The organism is Arthrobacter sp. 01T428 (assembly GCF_056398685.1).
Window position 1 is genome coordinate 298,902 of the sequence record NZ_JBFTPW010000001.1, and the last position, 14,570, is coordinate 313,471.

Annotated in this window: 18 protein-coding genes; 13 read left to right on the top strand and 5 right to left on the bottom strand. The window is 63.0% G+C overall.

Features of this window, described 5'->3' with window-relative positions:
* The first annotated feature begins 264 nt into the window (after nt 1-264).
* The 4 genes from uidB to AC1DJB_RS01440 all read left to right on the top strand — a co-directional run bounded on the left by uidB (nt 265) and on the right by AC1DJB_RS01440 (nt 5,792).
* Complete coding sequence (gene uidB, locus AC1DJB_RS01425) at nt 265-1,734, top strand: glucuronide transporter (RefSeq protein WP_059387442.1); 1,470 nt, start codon at nt 265-267, stop codon at nt 1,732-1,734.
* Nucleotides 1,735-1,852: 118 nt separating this feature from the next.
* A complete protein-coding gene (manD, locus tag AC1DJB_RS01430) occupies nt 1,853-3,082 on the top strand; it encodes a D-mannonate dehydratase ManD (protein ID WP_307052539.1) in 1,230 nt (409 codons plus the stop codon).
* Nucleotides 3,072-5,417 carry a gluconokinase, GntK/IdnK-type gene (locus AC1DJB_RS01435; RefSeq protein ID WP_306958926.1) on the top strand — a complete coding sequence of 782 codons (2,346 nt, stop codon included), beginning with the start codon at nt 3,072-3,074 and terminating at the stop codon, nt 5,415-5,417. Before manD ends, AC1DJB_RS01435 begins: the two co-directional genes overlap by 11 nt.
* 105 nt (nt 5,418-5,522) lie before the next feature.
* Complete coding sequence (locus tag AC1DJB_RS01440) at nt 5,523-5,792, top strand: hypothetical protein (RefSeq protein ID WP_148667388.1); 270 nt, start codon at nt 5,523-5,525, stop codon at nt 5,790-5,792.
* A 17-nt stretch (nt 5,793-5,809) separates the two neighbouring features.
* On the opposite strand, the gene AC1DJB_RS01445 is transcribed toward AC1DJB_RS01440, so the two are convergent.
* Complete coding sequence (locus AC1DJB_RS01445; RefSeq protein WP_441432544.1) at nt 5,810-6,544, bottom strand: SOS response-associated peptidase; 735 nt, start codon at nt 6,542-6,544, stop codon at nt 5,810-5,812.
* Nucleotides 6,545-6,648: 104 nt separating this feature from the next.
* On the opposite strand from AC1DJB_RS01445, the gene AC1DJB_RS01450 reads away from it, so the two are divergent.
* The 6 genes from AC1DJB_RS01450 to AC1DJB_RS01475 all read left to right on the top strand — a co-directional run bounded on the left by AC1DJB_RS01450 (nt 6,649) and on the right by AC1DJB_RS01475 (nt 9,549).
* The gene (locus tag AC1DJB_RS01450; RefSeq protein ID WP_307052540.1) at nt 6,649-7,185 is read left to right on the top strand and encodes a universal stress protein; all 537 of its coding nucleotides are present in this window, start codon (nt 6,649-6,651) and stop codon (nt 7,183-7,185) included.
* Nucleotides 7,182-7,682, top strand: coding sequence for a fluoride efflux transporter FluC (locus AC1DJB_RS01455; RefSeq protein WP_084784312.1), 501 nt, complete (start codon nt 7,182-7,184; stop codon nt 7,680-7,682). The genes AC1DJB_RS01450 and AC1DJB_RS01455 overlap by 4 nt, the downstream gene beginning before the upstream one ends.
* Nucleotides 7,679-8,047 (top strand): fluoride efflux transporter CrcB, encoded by a 369-nt coding sequence (gene crcB / locus AC1DJB_RS01460; protein WP_441432543.1) that lies wholly within the window; start codon nt 7,679-7,681, stop codon nt 8,045-8,047. Before AC1DJB_RS01455 ends, crcB begins: the two co-directional genes overlap by 4 nt.
* Before the next feature lie 64 nt (nt 8,048-8,111).
* Nucleotides 8,112-8,675 (top strand): GNAT family N-acetyltransferase, encoded by a 564-nt coding sequence (locus tag AC1DJB_RS01465; protein ID WP_307052542.1) that lies wholly within the window; start codon nt 8,112-8,114, stop codon nt 8,673-8,675.
* Nucleotides 8,676-8,708: 33 nt separating this feature from the next.
* Nucleotides 8,709-9,215 carry a hypothetical protein gene (locus AC1DJB_RS01470; RefSeq protein WP_476909844.1) on the top strand — a complete coding sequence of 169 codons (507 nt, stop codon included), beginning with the start codon at nt 8,709-8,711 and terminating at the stop codon, nt 9,213-9,215.
* Nucleotides 9,216-9,402: 187 nt separating this feature from the next.
* The gene (locus tag AC1DJB_RS01475) at nt 9,403-9,549 is read left to right on the top strand and encodes a lmo0937 family membrane protein (RefSeq protein ID WP_113990531.1); all 147 of its coding nucleotides are present in this window, start codon (nt 9,403-9,405) and stop codon (nt 9,547-9,549) included.
* Between the two features lie 78 nt (nt 9,550-9,627).
* Here AC1DJB_RS01475 and zapE read toward each other — a convergent pair whose 3' ends face one another.
* Genes zapE through AC1DJB_RS01495 form a run of 4 tightly spaced genes read right to left on the bottom strand, consistent with a single transcriptional unit; the run spans nt 9,628 to nt 12,154 of the window.
* The gene (gene zapE, locus AC1DJB_RS01480; protein WP_284991373.1) at nt 9,628-10,146 is read right to left on the bottom strand and encodes an AFG1/ZapE family ATPase; all 519 of its coding nucleotides are present in this window, start codon (nt 10,144-10,146) and stop codon (nt 9,628-9,630) included.
* On the bottom strand, nt 10,146-11,141 hold the full coding sequence (gene corA, locus AC1DJB_RS01485; protein WP_059387449.1) for a magnesium/cobalt transporter CorA: 996 nt from the start codon (nt 11,139-11,141) through the stop codon (nt 10,146-10,148). Before corA ends, zapE begins: the two co-directional genes overlap by 1 nt.
* Before the next feature lie 17 nt (nt 11,142-11,158).
* Complete coding sequence (locus tag AC1DJB_RS01490) at nt 11,159-11,584, bottom strand: DUF1761 domain-containing protein (protein WP_059387450.1); 426 nt, start codon at nt 11,582-11,584, stop codon at nt 11,159-11,161.
* Between the two features lie 9 nt (nt 11,585-11,593).
* A complete protein-coding gene (locus AC1DJB_RS01495) occupies nt 11,594-12,154 on the bottom strand; it encodes an Lrp/AsnC family transcriptional regulator (protein WP_059387451.1) in 561 nt (186 codons plus the stop codon).
* A gap of 169 nt (nt 12,155-12,323) precedes the next feature.
* On the opposite strand from AC1DJB_RS01495, the gene AC1DJB_RS01500 reads away from it, so the two are divergent.
* The 3 genes from AC1DJB_RS01500 to AC1DJB_RS01510 all read left to right on the top strand — a co-directional run bounded on the left by AC1DJB_RS01500 (nt 12,324) and on the right by AC1DJB_RS01510 (nt 14,542).
* A complete protein-coding gene (locus AC1DJB_RS01500; protein ID WP_332601995.1) occupies nt 12,324-13,562 on the top strand; it encodes an MFS transporter in 1,239 nt (412 codons plus the stop codon).
* A 90-nt stretch (nt 13,563-13,652) separates the two neighbouring features.
* Nucleotides 13,653-14,318 (top strand): ArsR/SmtB family transcription factor, encoded by a 666-nt coding sequence (locus AC1DJB_RS01505; RefSeq protein WP_059387452.1) that lies wholly within the window; start codon nt 13,653-13,655, stop codon nt 14,316-14,318.
* The gene (locus AC1DJB_RS01510) at nt 14,315-14,542 is read left to right on the top strand and encodes a 2-nitropropane dioxygenase (protein WP_306958920.1); all 228 of its coding nucleotides are present in this window, start codon (nt 14,315-14,317) and stop codon (nt 14,540-14,542) included. Before AC1DJB_RS01505 ends, AC1DJB_RS01510 begins: the two co-directional genes overlap by 4 nt.
* Nucleotides 14,543-14,570: the final 28 nt, after the last annotated feature.

The window sequence follows — 14,570 nt, forward strand, 5'->3', positions numbered from 1 at the left end:
CGGAACTGACGCTCGCTCGGATATGTGGCACTTTCCCCTGACGCTCGCTCATCTTTGACGGCCTTTTCGGCATCGCTCGCTCACATCTTGAATGTGCCCAGAAGTTGGAAGTTTCTATGGAAACATTTGGCAACCGCTTGCCGAATGATTGCCAGGGTGATTAGAATTACATCAAGCTTCAACAATTTCTGGCCTAGTCGGCCGAAGCTTTTCCATCATCGCAAGCCGGGGCATGGGGTACCGGCAAGGGTAAAGGAGCCCGCAATGAATAAGCTCAGCAAACTCAGCATCCTAGGCTATGGGGCTGGCGACGCCGCCAACAACCTTGCCTTCACTACCGCCACCATGTTCCTGCTTGTCTACTACACCGACGTCGCTGGCATATCCGCGGCGGCCGCCGGCACCCTGTTGCTTACGGTCAGGATCTTCGACGCTTTCGCCGATGTCTTCGCCGGACGATTGGTTGACCGCGCCTATAGCAAGCGCTTCGGAAAATTCCGCCCGTTCATCATGTTCGGCTCCATCCCATTGCTGCTTTTGAGTGTCGCGGCCTTCTCCATTCCACAGGTCGGCGAAACAGGGATGTTGCTCTATGCCTACGTGACATATGCGGCGCTGGGCCTGGCCTACTCGCTGGTCAACATCCCGTACGGTTCGCTAGCGGGCGCGATGACCCAGGAGCCGGGGGAGCGAGCCAAGCTCGGATCCGCCCGCATGGTCGGCGCCCTTTTGGTCAGTTCCGCGTTGGGCATCTTCGTAGCTCCGCTGATCAAGCCCGGCGCCAACCTGCAGTCCACGTTCACCATCATTACTCTGGCCTTCGTCGCGATCGGCGCGGCTCTGTACTTCTTCACGTTCCTGACCGCCAAGGAGCGGGTGCACCGTGCGGTACCCAAAGTTTCCTTCAAGCAAAGCATGGCGACGCTCAAGACAAACCGTCCCCTGCTCATGCTGTGCCTCAGCTCCTTCCTCTTCCTGACCGGCTACATGGCACTGTCTTCGGTGCAGCTGTACTACTTGCGCGACGTCCTCGGCAGGCTGGATCTTTACGCTGTCCTCTCCATCGTCCAGCTTGTGGTGACCTTTGCCCTCGCTCCGCTCATGCCGAGGTTGGTCCGAAACTTCGGCAAGAAGACCATCTACGTGGCTGCCGGTTTCCTCGCTATCATCGGCGGCGCAATCGTCTTCTTCGCTCCGGCCACCCTCGTCTGGGTTGGATTCGCGGGTCTGCTCCTGAGCATGCTTGGCGTGATGGCCGTCAACATCGTGGTGTGGGCCTTGGAAGCAGACACTGTGGAGTACGGCGAATGGAAAACCGGTGTCCGGACTGAAGGCATCACCTACGCACTGTTCTCCTTCACCCGTAAGACGGGCCAAGCCGTCGGCGGCGCCCTTGCCGCATATGCTCTCGCTGCCGGCGGTTATAAGTCCGGGACCACGCACAGCGCCGAGTCCCTGCAAGCCATCCAGTTTGCCGCAGGTGCGCTGCCCGCCATCATGACCGTCCTCGCGATCGTCGTTATGGCCAAGTACAAGTTGACCGACGCGTTCCATGCCCAGATCCTGGGCGAAATCAAGGCCCGTCGCGCCCTGGAAGCATCCGGCTCAGAGCCATTTGGCGCGGAGGCCGAGTCCGCGACTCCCGTCGAGCGGGCAGCCTCGGAACTTGCCTCGTCGACGGCCGGGGAAACCGCTCGGGAAACCGCCGGGCCAGAAAAAATCTCCACGAAATAATACTGCAACCGGTTGCCAATTATTGTCATCCATCCTAAGATCGTCTTTACCCGCCCTGTGGTGCTCGTCGCATCCGGGCCAGGCCAGCCCTCGATCAGCAACCCTGAAAGGACCAGCTGTGAAAATCATTGCCGCTGAAGTCTTCGTGACCAGCCCCACCCGGAACTTCGTGACCTTGCGGATCACTACCGAGGACGGCGTGACCGGCATCGGCGACGCGACCCTGAACGGCCGTGAACTCGCAGTGGCCGCGTACTTGAAGGAACACGTCGCGCAGCTGCTGATCGGCAAAGACCCGCACCGTATCGAGGACACCTGGCAGTTCCTGTACCGCTCTTCGTACTGGCGCCGCGGCCCGGTTACCATGGCCGCTATCGCCGCCGTCGACATGGCCCTGTGGGACATCAAGGGCAAGGTGGCCGGACTGCCGGTGTACCAGCTCCTGGGCGGCGCCTCTCGCAATGGGCTTCGCGCGTACGGGCACGCCTCGGGCGCGGACATCCCTTCCTTGTTCGACTCGGTCCGCGAGCACCTGGAACTCGGTTACAAGTCGATCCGTATCCAAACCGCGATCCCGGGCATCAAAGCCGTCTACGGTGTGGCCGCGCAGGCTCAGGCCTCGGGCGAGCGCTACGACTACGAGCCAGCCGGCCGCGGTGCGTTTCCGCAGGAAGAAGACTGGGACACCCGCGCCTACCTGCGCCACCTGCCCACCGTCTTCGAAGCGGTGCGCAACGAATTCGGCCCGGAAATCCCGCTCCTGCACGATGGCCACCACCGCATGACCCCCATCCAGGCCGCCAAGCTCGGCAAGGCCCTGGAACCGTACGACCTGTTCTGGCTCGAAGACTGCACCCCGGCCGAAAACCAGGAAGGGCTGCGCCTGGTCCGCCAGCACACCACCACGCCGCTGGCCATCGGTGAAATCTTCAACACTGTCTTTGACTTCCAGACCCTCATCAAGGAACAGCTGATCGACTACGTCCGGGCCGCGTCAACGCACTTCGGCGGGATCTCGCCGCTGAAGAAGGTCATGGACTTCGCCGCGCAGTACCAGATCAAGTCCGGTTTCCACGGCCCCACTGACATTTCGCCGGTCGGTTTCGCCGCACAGCTTCACGTGGGCCTGGCCATCCACAACTACGGCATCCAGGAATACATGCAGCACTCGGACAAGACCAACACGGTCTTCGAGCAGTCCATGACCTTCACCGACGGCTACCTGCACCCCGGCGACGAGCCGGGCCTCGGCGTCGAATTCAACGAAGAAGCCGCCAACTCCTTCCCGTACCAGCAGGCCTACCTGCCCTACAACCGCCTCGTGGACGGCACCGTCCATGACTGGTAGGAACATCGCCGTGGCTGGCGACCCCGGCGCAGCCGCGGAACAGCCGCGGCGCATCGTGGTGATGGGCGTCTCCGGTTGCGGCAAGACCACCATCGGAGACCTCGTCGCCCGGGCGCTGGGAGTTCCGTTTCTCGACGGCGATTCGCTCCACCCGGTGGAAAACGTTGCCAAGATGGCTGCGGGCACGCCCCTGACTGATGAGGACCGCTGGCCCTGGCTCGCGACCGTGGGCACCGAACTCGCCAACGCCGGCAACGGCGGGCTGGTTCTCGCGTGCTCCGCCCTCCGGCGCAGCTATCGGGACGCCATCCGCGAGAAAGCCCCGGACACCGTTTTCCTGCACCTGCACGGCAGCAAAGAGGTTCTCAGGGAACGGACAGAAGGGCGTTCCGGCCACTTCATGCCGCCCGCCCTCCTTGATTCGCAGCTCGCCACCCTGGAACCGCTCGACGCCGACGAGGCCGGGTTCGTCGTCGACATCGCCGCACCGGTCAGCGAGGTGGTCTCGGAGGCGTTGGCGGGGATTGCCGCCGTCGCGGGTTCCAAAGCTCCGGCGGCCGGCAGCGCCGGTATCGCGGGCACTCCGGCGCGGCAGTTTGACGTCGACCTCCAGTCGGCGCCGTTCAACCTCGACGACGAGGCTGTTGCGTGGGTGGATGCCACCATCCGTGGCATGAGCCTTGAGGAAAAAATCGGGCAGCTCTTCATCAACCACAACAACGATTACTCCCCGGAGTACCTCGACGGTGTGCTGGAGAACTATCACGTTGGCGGAATGCGGTACAGGCCGGGTCCGTCCGCCGCTGTCCAGCAGCACATCCGTTATGCCCAATCCAAAACGCGCATCCCGCTTTTGGTGGCCTCCAACCCGGAAATGGGCGGAGCAGGAAGCTGCGACGACGGAACTTTCGTGTCGACCCACCTTCAGGCCGGTTCACACCCGGACAAGTCCATCGCGCGGAAAATGGGCCAGGTGGCCGGTGTGGAAACCGCGGCTTTGGGCTGCAACTGGGCCTTCGCGCCGATCGTGGACATCCACTACAACTGGCGCAATACGGTCATCTCAACCCGGGCGTTCGGCAACACTCCGGACATCGTCGTGGAGCGCGCCAAGGAGTACTTCGACGGCATCAGCGAATCGGCCACTGTCTGTGCCATCAAGCATTTCCCGGGCGACGGCGTGGACGAACGCGACCAGCACGTGGTCACTTCGTACAACACGCTCGGGTACGCGGAGTGGAATTCCAGCTACGGGCACGTTTACCGGGAAATGATCGGCCACGGGATCCAGTCGATCATGGTCGGACACATCGGGGCGCCAGAGCTCACGCGGCATTTCCGTCCGGGGACGGAAGACAGGGACATCCTGCCCGCCACCCTCGCTCCGGAGCTTCTCCAGGACTTGCTCCGTGGCGAACTCGGCTTCAACGGACTGATCCTCACCGATGCATCCCAAATGGTCGGCCTCACCCAGGCCAAGAAGCGCAAGGACCTGGTCCCGGCCACCATCGCCGCCGGGTGCGACATGTTCCTGTTCTTCCGCAACCCGGCGGAGGACTTCCAGTACATGTTGGACGGCTACAAATCAGGCGTGGTCAGCGATCAGCGCCTGCATGACGCGCTGCGCCGGATTTTGGGGTTGAAGGCCAGCCTGGGGCTGCACAAGAAACTGCCGGAAGAACTGACGCCGTCGCCTGAGGCCCTGCGGCTGATCGGCAGCGAGGCGCACCTCGCCGTCGCCGCCGAAATCGCCGACAAGACCGTCACGTTGATCAAGGACACTGCCGGCAACCTGCCGATCACACCGGAAACGCATAAGCGCATCCGCCTATACGGGATCTCCGGCGGTTCCGATTTCACCCGGGCAGATCCGTTGGCCTACCTGGATACGGTCAAGGAAGAACTTGAAATCGCCGGTTTCGAGGTCCACCTCTTCAAGACGGCGGAGCAACGCGAAGCTGCGGGGGAGTCGGGCGTGAACTTCATGACCGTCATCTCGGACGAGGCCACGGGTGACTACGCGGAAAAGTACGATGCCGCGTTCGTCTTTGCCAATGTCAAGGGTTTTGCCCAAGAGGCTGCGATCCGTATCAAGTGGTCCAGTCCCATGGCGGCGGAAATCCCTTGGTACGTCACGGAAGTTCCCACGGTGTTCGTCTCCCTGAACCAGCCGAACCACTTGATCGATGTGCCAATGGTCAAGACGGCCATCAACGCCCATGCAGGGACCCGCGAGGCCATCCGGGCTACGATCCAGAAAATCCAGGGGAAGTCCGAATTCCAGGGAACGTTCAATGAGAACGTGTTCTGCGATTCGTTCGACACCCGGCTTTAGCGCGGTTCCAGCGAGTGGCGGCCACTTCCCCGAAGCAGGGGGAGTGGCCGCCGCACGGCCGGGAACAACCTCCATATTGTCGAGGCCTCGCAGTAGTATTCGGGCATGCCTGACCAGCCCGAATATCCCGCGCCGTTGAATTCAGTCGGCGCCCCGCCTCCGCGCCAAACGGAACCGCTGTCAACCGTCTCAAGGGTGCCCGTGATCGCCAAGCTCGTTTGGCCGAAGTACCTCCAATATGTTCCGGCCATGGTCACCCGGACGTCGGAGGGCAAGGTCCTGGTGCAGTGGTGGCCGAATCCCTTCGGATCGGCCACCAGAATGACGTGGCTAAAGGACACGGACGTGAGGGCCGAGCTGCGCTACGAGCGTTGAGCGCAGAGAGCGTTGAGTCAGGCAGCCGGGTTTGCGACGTCCACCAGCTTGGTGTTGTCGTCCATGAGTTCCACGGGCCTCATCGTCCATGCCGACGCCAAGCCATACGCCTCGCCCAGCACGGCGTCCAACAGGGCCTGGCCCCTGGTTTCCTTGGGGTCGATCCAATCGTCGATCATGTCCGCGGAGATCGGCACCGGGATCCGGTCATGCAGATTGTGCAGTCTTTCGTGAACGCCTTCGGGAGGGGAATCCATGGTCAGGATCGAGCAGGACAAACGCCACGCGCCGGGTGCGGACTTGTCCTCGATGCTCTCGTCGCGCCATGGCGCAAACAATCCGGCGAAGGTAATCAGCTCGTCCTGTGGCTCGACGATGTAGCGCTGCTTGGGATCCTTGCGGCCGGGGCCCGACTTCTTCCACTCGTAGTAGGCAGAGGCAGGGACGACCGCCCGCCACTTCGGCAGGGAAGCCCTGAACGCGGGGATTGACCCAGCTGTTTCCGAGCGTGCATTCCACGTGGGTACCTTCGAATCGAAGGACTTGGAGAAGGTCGGAACCAAGCCCCAGCGCCCGGCCGCGAGCTCGCGTCCGAGCGAATCGTCCCCGGCGCGTCCCCGCAGAAAGACCACGGGGTCAGTCGGGTTGATCTGGAGCGTTGGCGAGGGATAGTCGGTATCACCGCGCAGCACGGCACCGAGCTTCCTCGAGAGATAGTCTGCTTCGAAACCGACACTGAACCGACCGCACATATCGACATTCTCGCGTAGCGCTTGGGACAACGCCAGTCGTAGAAGTCCATACTGGAGCAAGATGAGGAACCCGCATCCTGACCATCCGGACATTTGGAGGGCCCATGAGCAACCCGCGTGGCGAGGATATGCCGCTGGACAAGGGCAGCCCGGCCCGCTTGACAGGGCCGGTGCTGGCAGGCGTGCTCCCGCACCAGCCGGTCGCGGTAGTTGAGAAAGCCGCCGAAGTAGCGCTCAGTGCCGGATTGCACTTGGTCCTGGCCTTCGCCGATGTCACGAGCTTTCCGGCGGCAGGGGACCGGGACGGGCATCTCACAGCCCAAGCGATCGACCCCGACGGCATCGACGACGACGCCGCGGCCATCACCGAGTCCCTCCGGTCCCGCATCGCGGATCAACTCGACGGAACGGGTGTGCAGTGGACCTTCGTGACGCTCGCCGGCGAGCCTGCCCGGTCGCTAGGCCGTTATGCAGCGAGTATCAACGCTTCCATGATCGTCGTGGGAACCAAGGAACATGGCCTCGGTCCGAGGTTTGAAGGACTAGTCACCGGATCGGTAGCCTTGCATCTGGCACATCGCCAAAACTGCCCAGTGCTCATGGTTCCCTTGGGCCGTCACGACCCAAGCAGGGATCAATGAAGGAAAGCAGCACCGCGCCGCACGGAGCCAAAACCCAGGCGGCGCAACCGGACCGGCAACCGCACCGCCCGCTCCATCTTCACGGGCGGTTCGTTCTGCTCGTCGCGGCCGGCGGAATCCTCGGGGCTTTGAGCCGCTACGGTTTCGGCATGGCCCTTCCGGCGCCAGGGGCGTGGCCGCTTCCCACCCTGCTTATCAATCTGTCCGGTGCGCTCGCGCTTGGCTGGCTCCTCGAAGCACTCGCCCGGAGCGGGCCCGACGCCGGCCTCCGCCGGATTGCCCGCTTGGGCATCGGTAGTGGTTTCCTAGGGGCCTACACCACCTACAGCACCTTGGCGCTGGACTCGGTGCATCTCTTCGGAGCAGGACGCGGGATGGACGCCATGTGGTACCTGGCAGCCAGCCTGTTGGGCGGTGTCGCGGCCACAACCCTGGGTATTTGGCTTGGGGCGCTCCGGCACCGGTCCACCCAACAGGGTCAGAAGGCCTTGAAATGACCCTCCTTTTGATGGCGCTCGCGGGCGGCGCAGGGGCGGCCGCGCGTTTCGTGGTGGATGGGGTGGTCCGTTCCTGGGCCCGGACTGCGCTGCCGTTGGGCACGATCTTCATCAACTTCTCCGGATCGCTGCTCATGGGGATCCTGGCTGGGCTGGTCATGTCACATCCGGCTCCTGAATCCCTTCAGTTGATTCTCGGCACCGGATTCCTCGGCGGATACACGACCTTCAGCACGGCAAGCTTGGAGACCGTCAGGCTTGTCCAGAGCGGCCGGACTGGATTGGCCCTCCTCAACGGAGTGGGCACCATGGCGGCATGCGTCGGAGCCGCGGCGGCCGGCGTCGGGCTGGTCTTATTGTTCTGAGGCGCACACGTCCGAGAAATCCCCCAGTGGCAAGCAAAGCCTGGGAAAACCCTCTGGAGAAACTATGTTCGAAACAGTAGTGCGAGACGGCGTCGTCTTGAAGCCTCTCGAGACATGGCACGCCCGTGATTTTGCCGAGCACATGAGCAGGGCACGGGACCATATCCGGCCGTGGGTCGGGCCGACCTTTGTCACCGAGACCGTCGAGGGTGCCCGCGCTACGCTTCAGCGTTACGCCACAGCCACAGCGAACGATGGGGCGCGCATCTATGGGCTCTGGAACGACGGCAGGATCGTCGGAGGCGTGATGTTTGTGACGTTCGACTCCGCCTGGGGCATTTGCGAAATTGGCTGCTGGCTCGAACCCGGTGCTGTCGGAGGGGGCCTCATCACCCGCTCGGTCGAACTGCTCATGGAATGGGCCTTCCTAGAGCGGGGGATGTCCCGCGTCGAATGGCGCTGCCGCACCGACAACGACCGCAGCGTAGCCGTCGCGCAGCGGCTGGGGATGCGTTCCGACGGTGTCCTTCGCAGTAGCTGGGTCTACGACGGCAGGCGGTACGACAAGGAGGTATTTTCGATCCTTCGGGCCGAATGGATGAGCATGCGACCTGGTGTCGCTCACTGACAGACGTACCATGATTCCGGTAAGGGGGTCCCGATGCGTCGCTTCGGTCCAGCAGGTCGCGTCTGTGCGGTTCTTGGCGCACTCGCCATCTGGGCGCCCCTGCTCCTGTCATGTGGATCGGCCAGCGTGTGCCCGGCCGTCGGCTACATCTCGTTGGTAAGCTTGCACGTCACCGCGGAGCGCGCGGCGAATCTCGCCGCGCTCGTCATAGAGCTGTGCCAGGACGGCGCGTGCCACAGCTTTTCCGTCAATGCCTTGACGCCGCTTACACCCGGTCCCATTCCCCTGCCGAACTCGCCCGGGGCGCCTCAATCGGTGTCCTTGCGCATGGCGGATGGAAGCATCGACGTTCGTATCGAGGCCGGCATCAACGACCACCCGCTCGATCTCACGACGTCGGGCACCAACACCTCCGGCTGGTCGATCGGCATGAGCCATGTGAGGCTCAAGCCCACGCCTACGTATCCGGACGGCCGTGACTGCGGAGGCCCGACGACGGCTGTTGCCACCCTCGATGCGCTCGGCCTCCGTGCAAGCTAGCCTCTGCCGAGATCCCAATCCACTAACGCTCAACCGGACAAGTTTGCTCCAATATTTCCGCGTGCCGGTGTGGCTTCCAGATGGAAAAACCGCACTGAACCACCCACTCACCCCCATTGATAAGTATACTTACCAATGAATGCCTCGGCCGCCGGCCAGGGCACGCAACCAAACAAGGGAGACTCTCATGTTGCTTTGGATAGCCATCGTTATCGCCGTTCTCTGGCTTCTCGGCTTTATTGGCAACATCGGCGGCGGGCTCATTCACCTGCTTCTGGTTGTTGCTGTGATCGTCCTGATTTTCCACTTCATCCGCGGCAGGTCACGCGTCTAGGGTCCAGCTCCGGCCCCGCCACCCCTCCTGGGCTTAGGCTCGGGAGGGGGGCGGATGCCGCCCCCAGCGAGCCAGCCTTCAGCTGCCCCCGGCCTCTACTTCTTCAAAAGGCTCCGTGGCCTCCACTCGGCCCAGGAGCGACAGGCGGCTCGCGATCTTGGCCCCGTCAACGGGCCCGGCACTCGTCCGGTGCGCCAAGCCGCCGGCCACATCCCAGTCCAAGGGGCCGTGGCCCACCAGGAACAGAGTGATGTCCTGCTCGTACAGGACATCAACCAGATCGCTGAGGCGTTGCCAGGCCGAGGCGGACCCGGCTACCGATCCGGCCGTCGGCGAGGGTACGCCGTCGATCACCCACGTTCCGTAGTCCTTAGCCAAAGCCATGTAGTCCGCTGTCGACATGGGGCCGCCGCACAACTCCGCGAAACTGGCCCAGAGCACATCGTCGGCCGCCTTGACGGTGAGCCGTTGCGCCGTGGGGGTGAGGATCCGCTCCTGTGACTTCGCCGGATGGAACAAACCGAAGGCTCCCAGTTGCGCGGGCGTTCCGGGAGTAATGATCTTGCCCCTGCTGAAGCCCTCCTGTCCGGGAACCACTAGAGCCAGTTCTTCCGCTTGAAGATGACATACATGACAAAGCCCGCGAGAACCATCATGCCGAGTGCCATGGGATAGCCGAGCGGCCAATGGAGTTCAGGCATAACGTCGAAGTTCATTCCGTAGAGCCCGGTGACGAACGCCGGTGCAAAGAAGATCGCGGCCCAGGAGGAGATCTTCTTGGTTTGTTCGTTTTGTGCCGCACTCGCTTCGTTTTGCCGGTTCGCGGTGAGGGTCCCGTCGAGGGTCAGGGCGTTTTGGAGCAGGTCGCGGAACCCGTTTGCCCGCGAAATTACCTGCTCGACGTGGTCTTCCACATCGCGGAGTTTGCGCTGTAGCTCGATGTCTACTCCGTATTTCTCGAACCCGCGCTTCAGGGAGGCCATCATTTCGGGGAGCGGGTTGATTGCGCGCTGGAACTGAATGACTTCGCGGGCGAGTTCATAGATGCGCCGCGAAACCAGGGGATCGCCACCGAAGAGCTGGTCCTCGATCTCGTCAATGTCGTTTTCCAGGCCCGAGATCACGGGGCCGTAGTCGTCCACCACTCGGTCCAGCAGTGCGTACAGGACGGCTTCGGGGCCATGCCGCAGAAGCTCCGGTTGTTGTTCCAGATCCCTACGGACTTTGGCCACCCCGGGTGTTTCCGCATGCCGGACCGTGACCACGAAGTTCCTCCCCGTGAAGATGTGAAGTTCACCGAACTCCACGGTCTCGGTAGCGTCCACGTATCTCGCAGGCCGCAGGACGGTGAAGAGGTTGTTGTCGTAGCGTTCCAGCTTGGGCCGCTGGTGGGCGTTGACGGCGTCCTCGACGGCGAGCAGGTGGAGGCCGAATTCGGCAGCCACGGCCGCCATTTCCGTCTCGTCCGGCCGGTACAGTCCAATCCACACCATTCCGCCGTGCGCGGCCAGTGTTTCGACGCTTTGCTCGAGGCTTCCCGGAGTCGCGGTCCGGATGCCGTTCACATAGACGGCATTGTCAATGATGGTCACGAGGTTATTCTCCTCCTCTACTGCAACGCCCCGATGATTGCCCCGGCGGCAGTCATGGCCACGATGTCATGGCCGGAGTCGATGAGGGTCACGGCGGACGGCCTGCCCGCGAAACCGTTGTGGATGACGTGGCCGCCGACTCGGAATACCACCGCAATCACCAGCGCAAAGAAACCAGCGTGCAAGCTTCCTTGCACGCCCAGCTTGCCGATCAGGACGGCCAACACGATGCTCGTGAGGGCTGCGGCCACCATCAGGGGGATCCAGATTCCTGCGCCGCCGTCGATCTTCTTGAGGTCTTCCTCGGTCTTGCCAATGGCCTGCATCCACCGTCTGCCGAAGACCGCCGGCATGTACCAGACAAATCCGATGACCATGCTGGAAACGAAGGCCAGGAGTATCGCCAGCCAGTTGAGGTGCTGAAGAGAAGAGAGCCAATCCATTCTGGAATCCTAGTCGGCTTCCCTGACCGGCGAATCAGTGGAAACCTGTGCTTTGACCCGTTTCGCGGCGTCGGCCGTCTCAGCGGCATCCACGAGCCTGCCGATGAGCGGCTCTGTCCGGTAGGGGATATGGGTGTGCAGGGCAAGCACCGTTTCCGTGCGGATGACGCCCTTGGTTCTGAGGATGGAGCGGAGCGCGGTTTGCAGGTTGTGCGTGTCGGTGGCCACCACCCGGCATAAGAGATCGCCCCGCCCGGAAATTTCGTGCACCTCGAGGACCTGGGGGATGCGGCGCAGGGCTCCGATCACGCCGTCGAGTTCCCTGTGGGTCACCTCCAGCGTCACGAAGCCGACGACGTCGTACCCCACCTTTTCGAGGTCGACCTCGCGGCCGCCGTCGTTCAATACGCCCGAGCGGACAAGGCGGCGCATCCTCGATTGGGCGGTGTTGCGCGCAATCCCCAGGGACTCGCTGAGTTCACCGATCTGAACCCTGGGATCACGGATCAGCTCCAGCAGGATTTTCAGGTCCGTCGGATCGAGGGTGTTCAAATCATCACTCCGGCTCATTTGTGGTCATCTATGGACATCAATTTTGAAGATTTTGATCAATTCTTTCATGGACATCTGATCTATCTGGCAGGCTTGCGACATCCTGTTGCCATCAAATATTTTGGGCCGTCCAGTCCAGGCGCGCAAGGCCGGGTACCGCGATGGCCGCTGAGGCGAAGGCACGGAAATGACTGTCTTTAGCGAACTGCGCATGCGCCAGGCCACCGCCGGGCGCTGGGGCTGGGATGCTTCCACCACGGCGCGGCTTGTCCTGGCCGGCGCCGTCATGTTCACACTGCTGGTCGGTGCCAACTTGGCGAGCCCCCTGTATCCGCTGCTTCAGTCGGAACTGGGAATCACGTCGCTGGGTGTGACGATTGCCTTTGCAAGCTACGTCCTGGCGCTCGTGGCTGTGCTGATGCTTGCCGGCCACTGGTCCGACCATATCGGCAGGCGTGCAGCGCTGGTGCTTGCCGTCCTCGTGGGCTTGGTGGGCGGCTTGGTTTTCGCCAACGCAGACAACCTCTTGATGCTCTCAGCGGGCCGCATGCTCCAGGGTATTGCCGTGGGCCTCGCCACCGGAGCGAGCTCGGCCGCTTTGCGTGAATTGCTTCCGTCCCGGCCCGAGTGGGCTTCCCGCTTCACCTTGCTGTCATCCTCCGGAGGGGTGGCTGCCGGTCCTGCCATCGGCGGACTGCTTTCGCTTCTCCCGGGTGCAACCTCAACGCCGTTCTTCATTCACGCGGCCGTCCTGCTCCTCTTGCTCGTCCCGTTGTGGCTTCTCAAGGCGCGTCCGGCGATTCGGCCTGCGGAGGGCCCGCGTCCGTACATGGCGCTCGCCCCGCGACGGCCCTCGGTTTCCCGGGAAGCTAGGGGAGCGTTTTGGCTGGCCTCGAGCGTGGGATTCCTCAGCTTTGCCGTGTTCGGATTCTGCCTTTCGCTCGCGCCCGGCTATTTCGCCGTCGTGGTGCACGCCGATTCCCGCCCCATGACCGGGCTGCTCGCCGGCTTGACGCTCGCAGCGTCCGCGCTCAGCCAGCTGCTGACGGTCCGCGGCAGGTTCGCCGTGCCCGCTGGCCTGATGGTCCTGGGAATTTCCATTGTGCTGGTCGGCGCGGCGGCATCGCTGTCCAGTCCGATTCTGCTGGTGGCAGCGAGCCTGTCCGCCGGGGTGGGGCAGGGGATCGCCTTCCGCTTGGTGTTCAACGACGTTGCCAGCAAAGTCGAGGCGTCCCGGCATGCCCAGATCATCAGCACCGTGTACGTCATCACCTACCTTGGCAGCGCGGTGCCGGTCATCGGCTTGGGCTTGGCTGCCTCGGTGATCGGACTAGGCGCGGCCGCCAGCTATTTCACTGTGGTGTGCGGGTTGGCAGCTACGGTGCTCGCTGCTGCATCCCTCCGCAGGGTGCTCCGCAGGGGCTGACCGGCGGTTCTGACTGCGAACTAAGTTCGCAAAGATTGATTTGCAAAGAAACTCTTGCAAAGGTTTCTTTGCAAGAGTAGCGTTTCCGGCATGGACAAGGTTCAAGAGCCGGAATTCCCCGTTCGCAAGGTCGACACGGCATCCCTCAAAGCGCTCGCGCACCCGTTGCGGGTTCAGATCCTTGAGATGCTGTCCCGGTATGGGCCACAGACCGCCTGCAGCCTGGCCGAACTCCTCGATGAATCCAGCGGCGCTACGAGCTACCACTTGCGGCAACTCGCCAAGTTCGACTTCGTCCATGAAGTCCAGGGCAAGGGGACAGCGCGGGAGCGGTGGTGGGAGCGGCCCAGGGGAGCCATTCAGATCACTTCGCCCGAGTTGGCACATTCGCCGGCAACACAGGAGGCATCGCGGCTGGTAACCCGCGAGTTCGAACGCAGCAGGCAGGCTGTCCTCGCCGACTTCATGGCACACGGCATGGACTCGTTGGACGAAGAATGGCTCGACGCGGCCATCGTCAACACAGCCAACGCCCGGATGTCAGCGGAGCAGCTTGGCCGCTACGCCCGCTCCATGGAAGCCTTCGCCCGCAATCTCCTGGAGGAAATCCGGAGCGAACCCGAGGCGGACGACGCCCGCCCCGTGCAGATCCATTTCAACGCATTCCCGATCCTGGGAGTCCCGGCGTGGGCCGGAGACAAGAAGTCCCGCGATGCGAAGTCGCACGCAGCAGGCACCGAAGGGAAAGAGTCATGAGCACAGCCACCGCATCATGCGGCACCTACCGCCGGCCCTCCATGTTGGAATCGGCAGCCGCCGGAATCGGATCCGGGCTTGTCTCGTGGGCCGAGCGCAGGCGCTACATTCCTCCGCTCGAGCTGGCGGTGCAGCAAGCGGCGTTGAGGCGCCGGCAGGAACTCGGCGACTTGCGCCAGGACGCTATCGCGGCGGCCCACTCGGGACTCGAGCCACGCCGCTAAGCGGGTCTAATCCAAGCCGCGTCCAAGT

Excerpts from the sequence above, each read along its gene's own strand:
- AC1DJB_RS01495 (WP_059387451.1), bottom strand. The coding sequence starts at position 12,154 with ATGAGCCGGAGTGATGATTTGAACACCCTCGATCCGACGGACCTGAAA.
- uidB (WP_059387442.1), top strand. The coding sequence starts at position 265 with ATGAATAAGCTCAGCAAACTCAGCATCCTAGGCTATGGGGCTGGCGAC.
- AC1DJB_RS01505 (WP_059387452.1), top strand. The coding sequence starts at position 13,653 with ATGGACAAGGTTCAAGAGCCGGAATTCCCCGTTCGCAAGGTCGACACG.
- AC1DJB_RS01445 (WP_441432544.1), bottom strand. The coding sequence starts at position 6,544 with ATGTGCGGTCGGTTCAGTGTCGGTTTCGAAGCAGACTATCTCTCGAGG.
- AC1DJB_RS01455 (WP_084784312.1), top strand. The coding sequence starts at position 7,182 with ATGAAGGAAAGCAGCACCGCGCCGCACGGAGCCAAAACCCAGGCGGCG.
- AC1DJB_RS01510 (WP_306958920.1), top strand. The coding sequence starts at position 14,315 with ATGAGCACAGCCACCGCATCATGCGGCACCTACCGCCGGCCCTCCATG.
- AC1DJB_RS01475 (WP_113990531.1), top strand. The coding sequence starts at position 9,403 with ATGTTGCTTTGGATAGCCATCGTTATCGCCGTTCTCTGGCTTCTCGGC.
- AC1DJB_RS01465 (WP_307052542.1), top strand. The coding sequence starts at position 8,112 with ATGTTCGAAACAGTAGTGCGAGACGGCGTCGTCTTGAAGCCTCTCGAG.
- AC1DJB_RS01470 (WP_476909844.1), top strand. The coding sequence starts at position 8,709 with ATGCGTCGCTTCGGTCCAGCAGGTCGCGTCTGTGCGGTTCTTGGCGCA.
- AC1DJB_RS01490 (WP_059387450.1), bottom strand. The coding sequence starts at position 11,584 with ATGGATTGGCTCTCTTCTCTTCAGCACCTCAACTGGCTGGCGATACTC.
- AC1DJB_RS01440 (WP_148667388.1), top strand. The coding sequence starts at position 5,523 with ATGCCTGACCAGCCCGAATATCCCGCGCCGTTGAATTCAGTCGGCGCC.
- crcB (WP_441432543.1), top strand. The coding sequence starts at position 7,679 with ATGACCCTCCTTTTGATGGCGCTCGCGGGCGGCGCAGGGGCGGCCGCG.
- AC1DJB_RS01435 (WP_306958926.1), top strand. The coding sequence starts at position 3,072 with ATGACTGGTAGGAACATCGCCGTGGCTGGCGACCCCGGCGCAGCCGCG.
- AC1DJB_RS01450 (WP_307052540.1), top strand. The coding sequence starts at position 6,649 with ATGAGCAACCCGCGTGGCGAGGATATGCCGCTGGACAAGGGCAGCCCG.
- AC1DJB_RS01500 (WP_332601995.1), top strand. The coding sequence starts at position 12,324 with ATGACTGTCTTTAGCGAACTGCGCATGCGCCAGGCCACCGCCGGGCGC.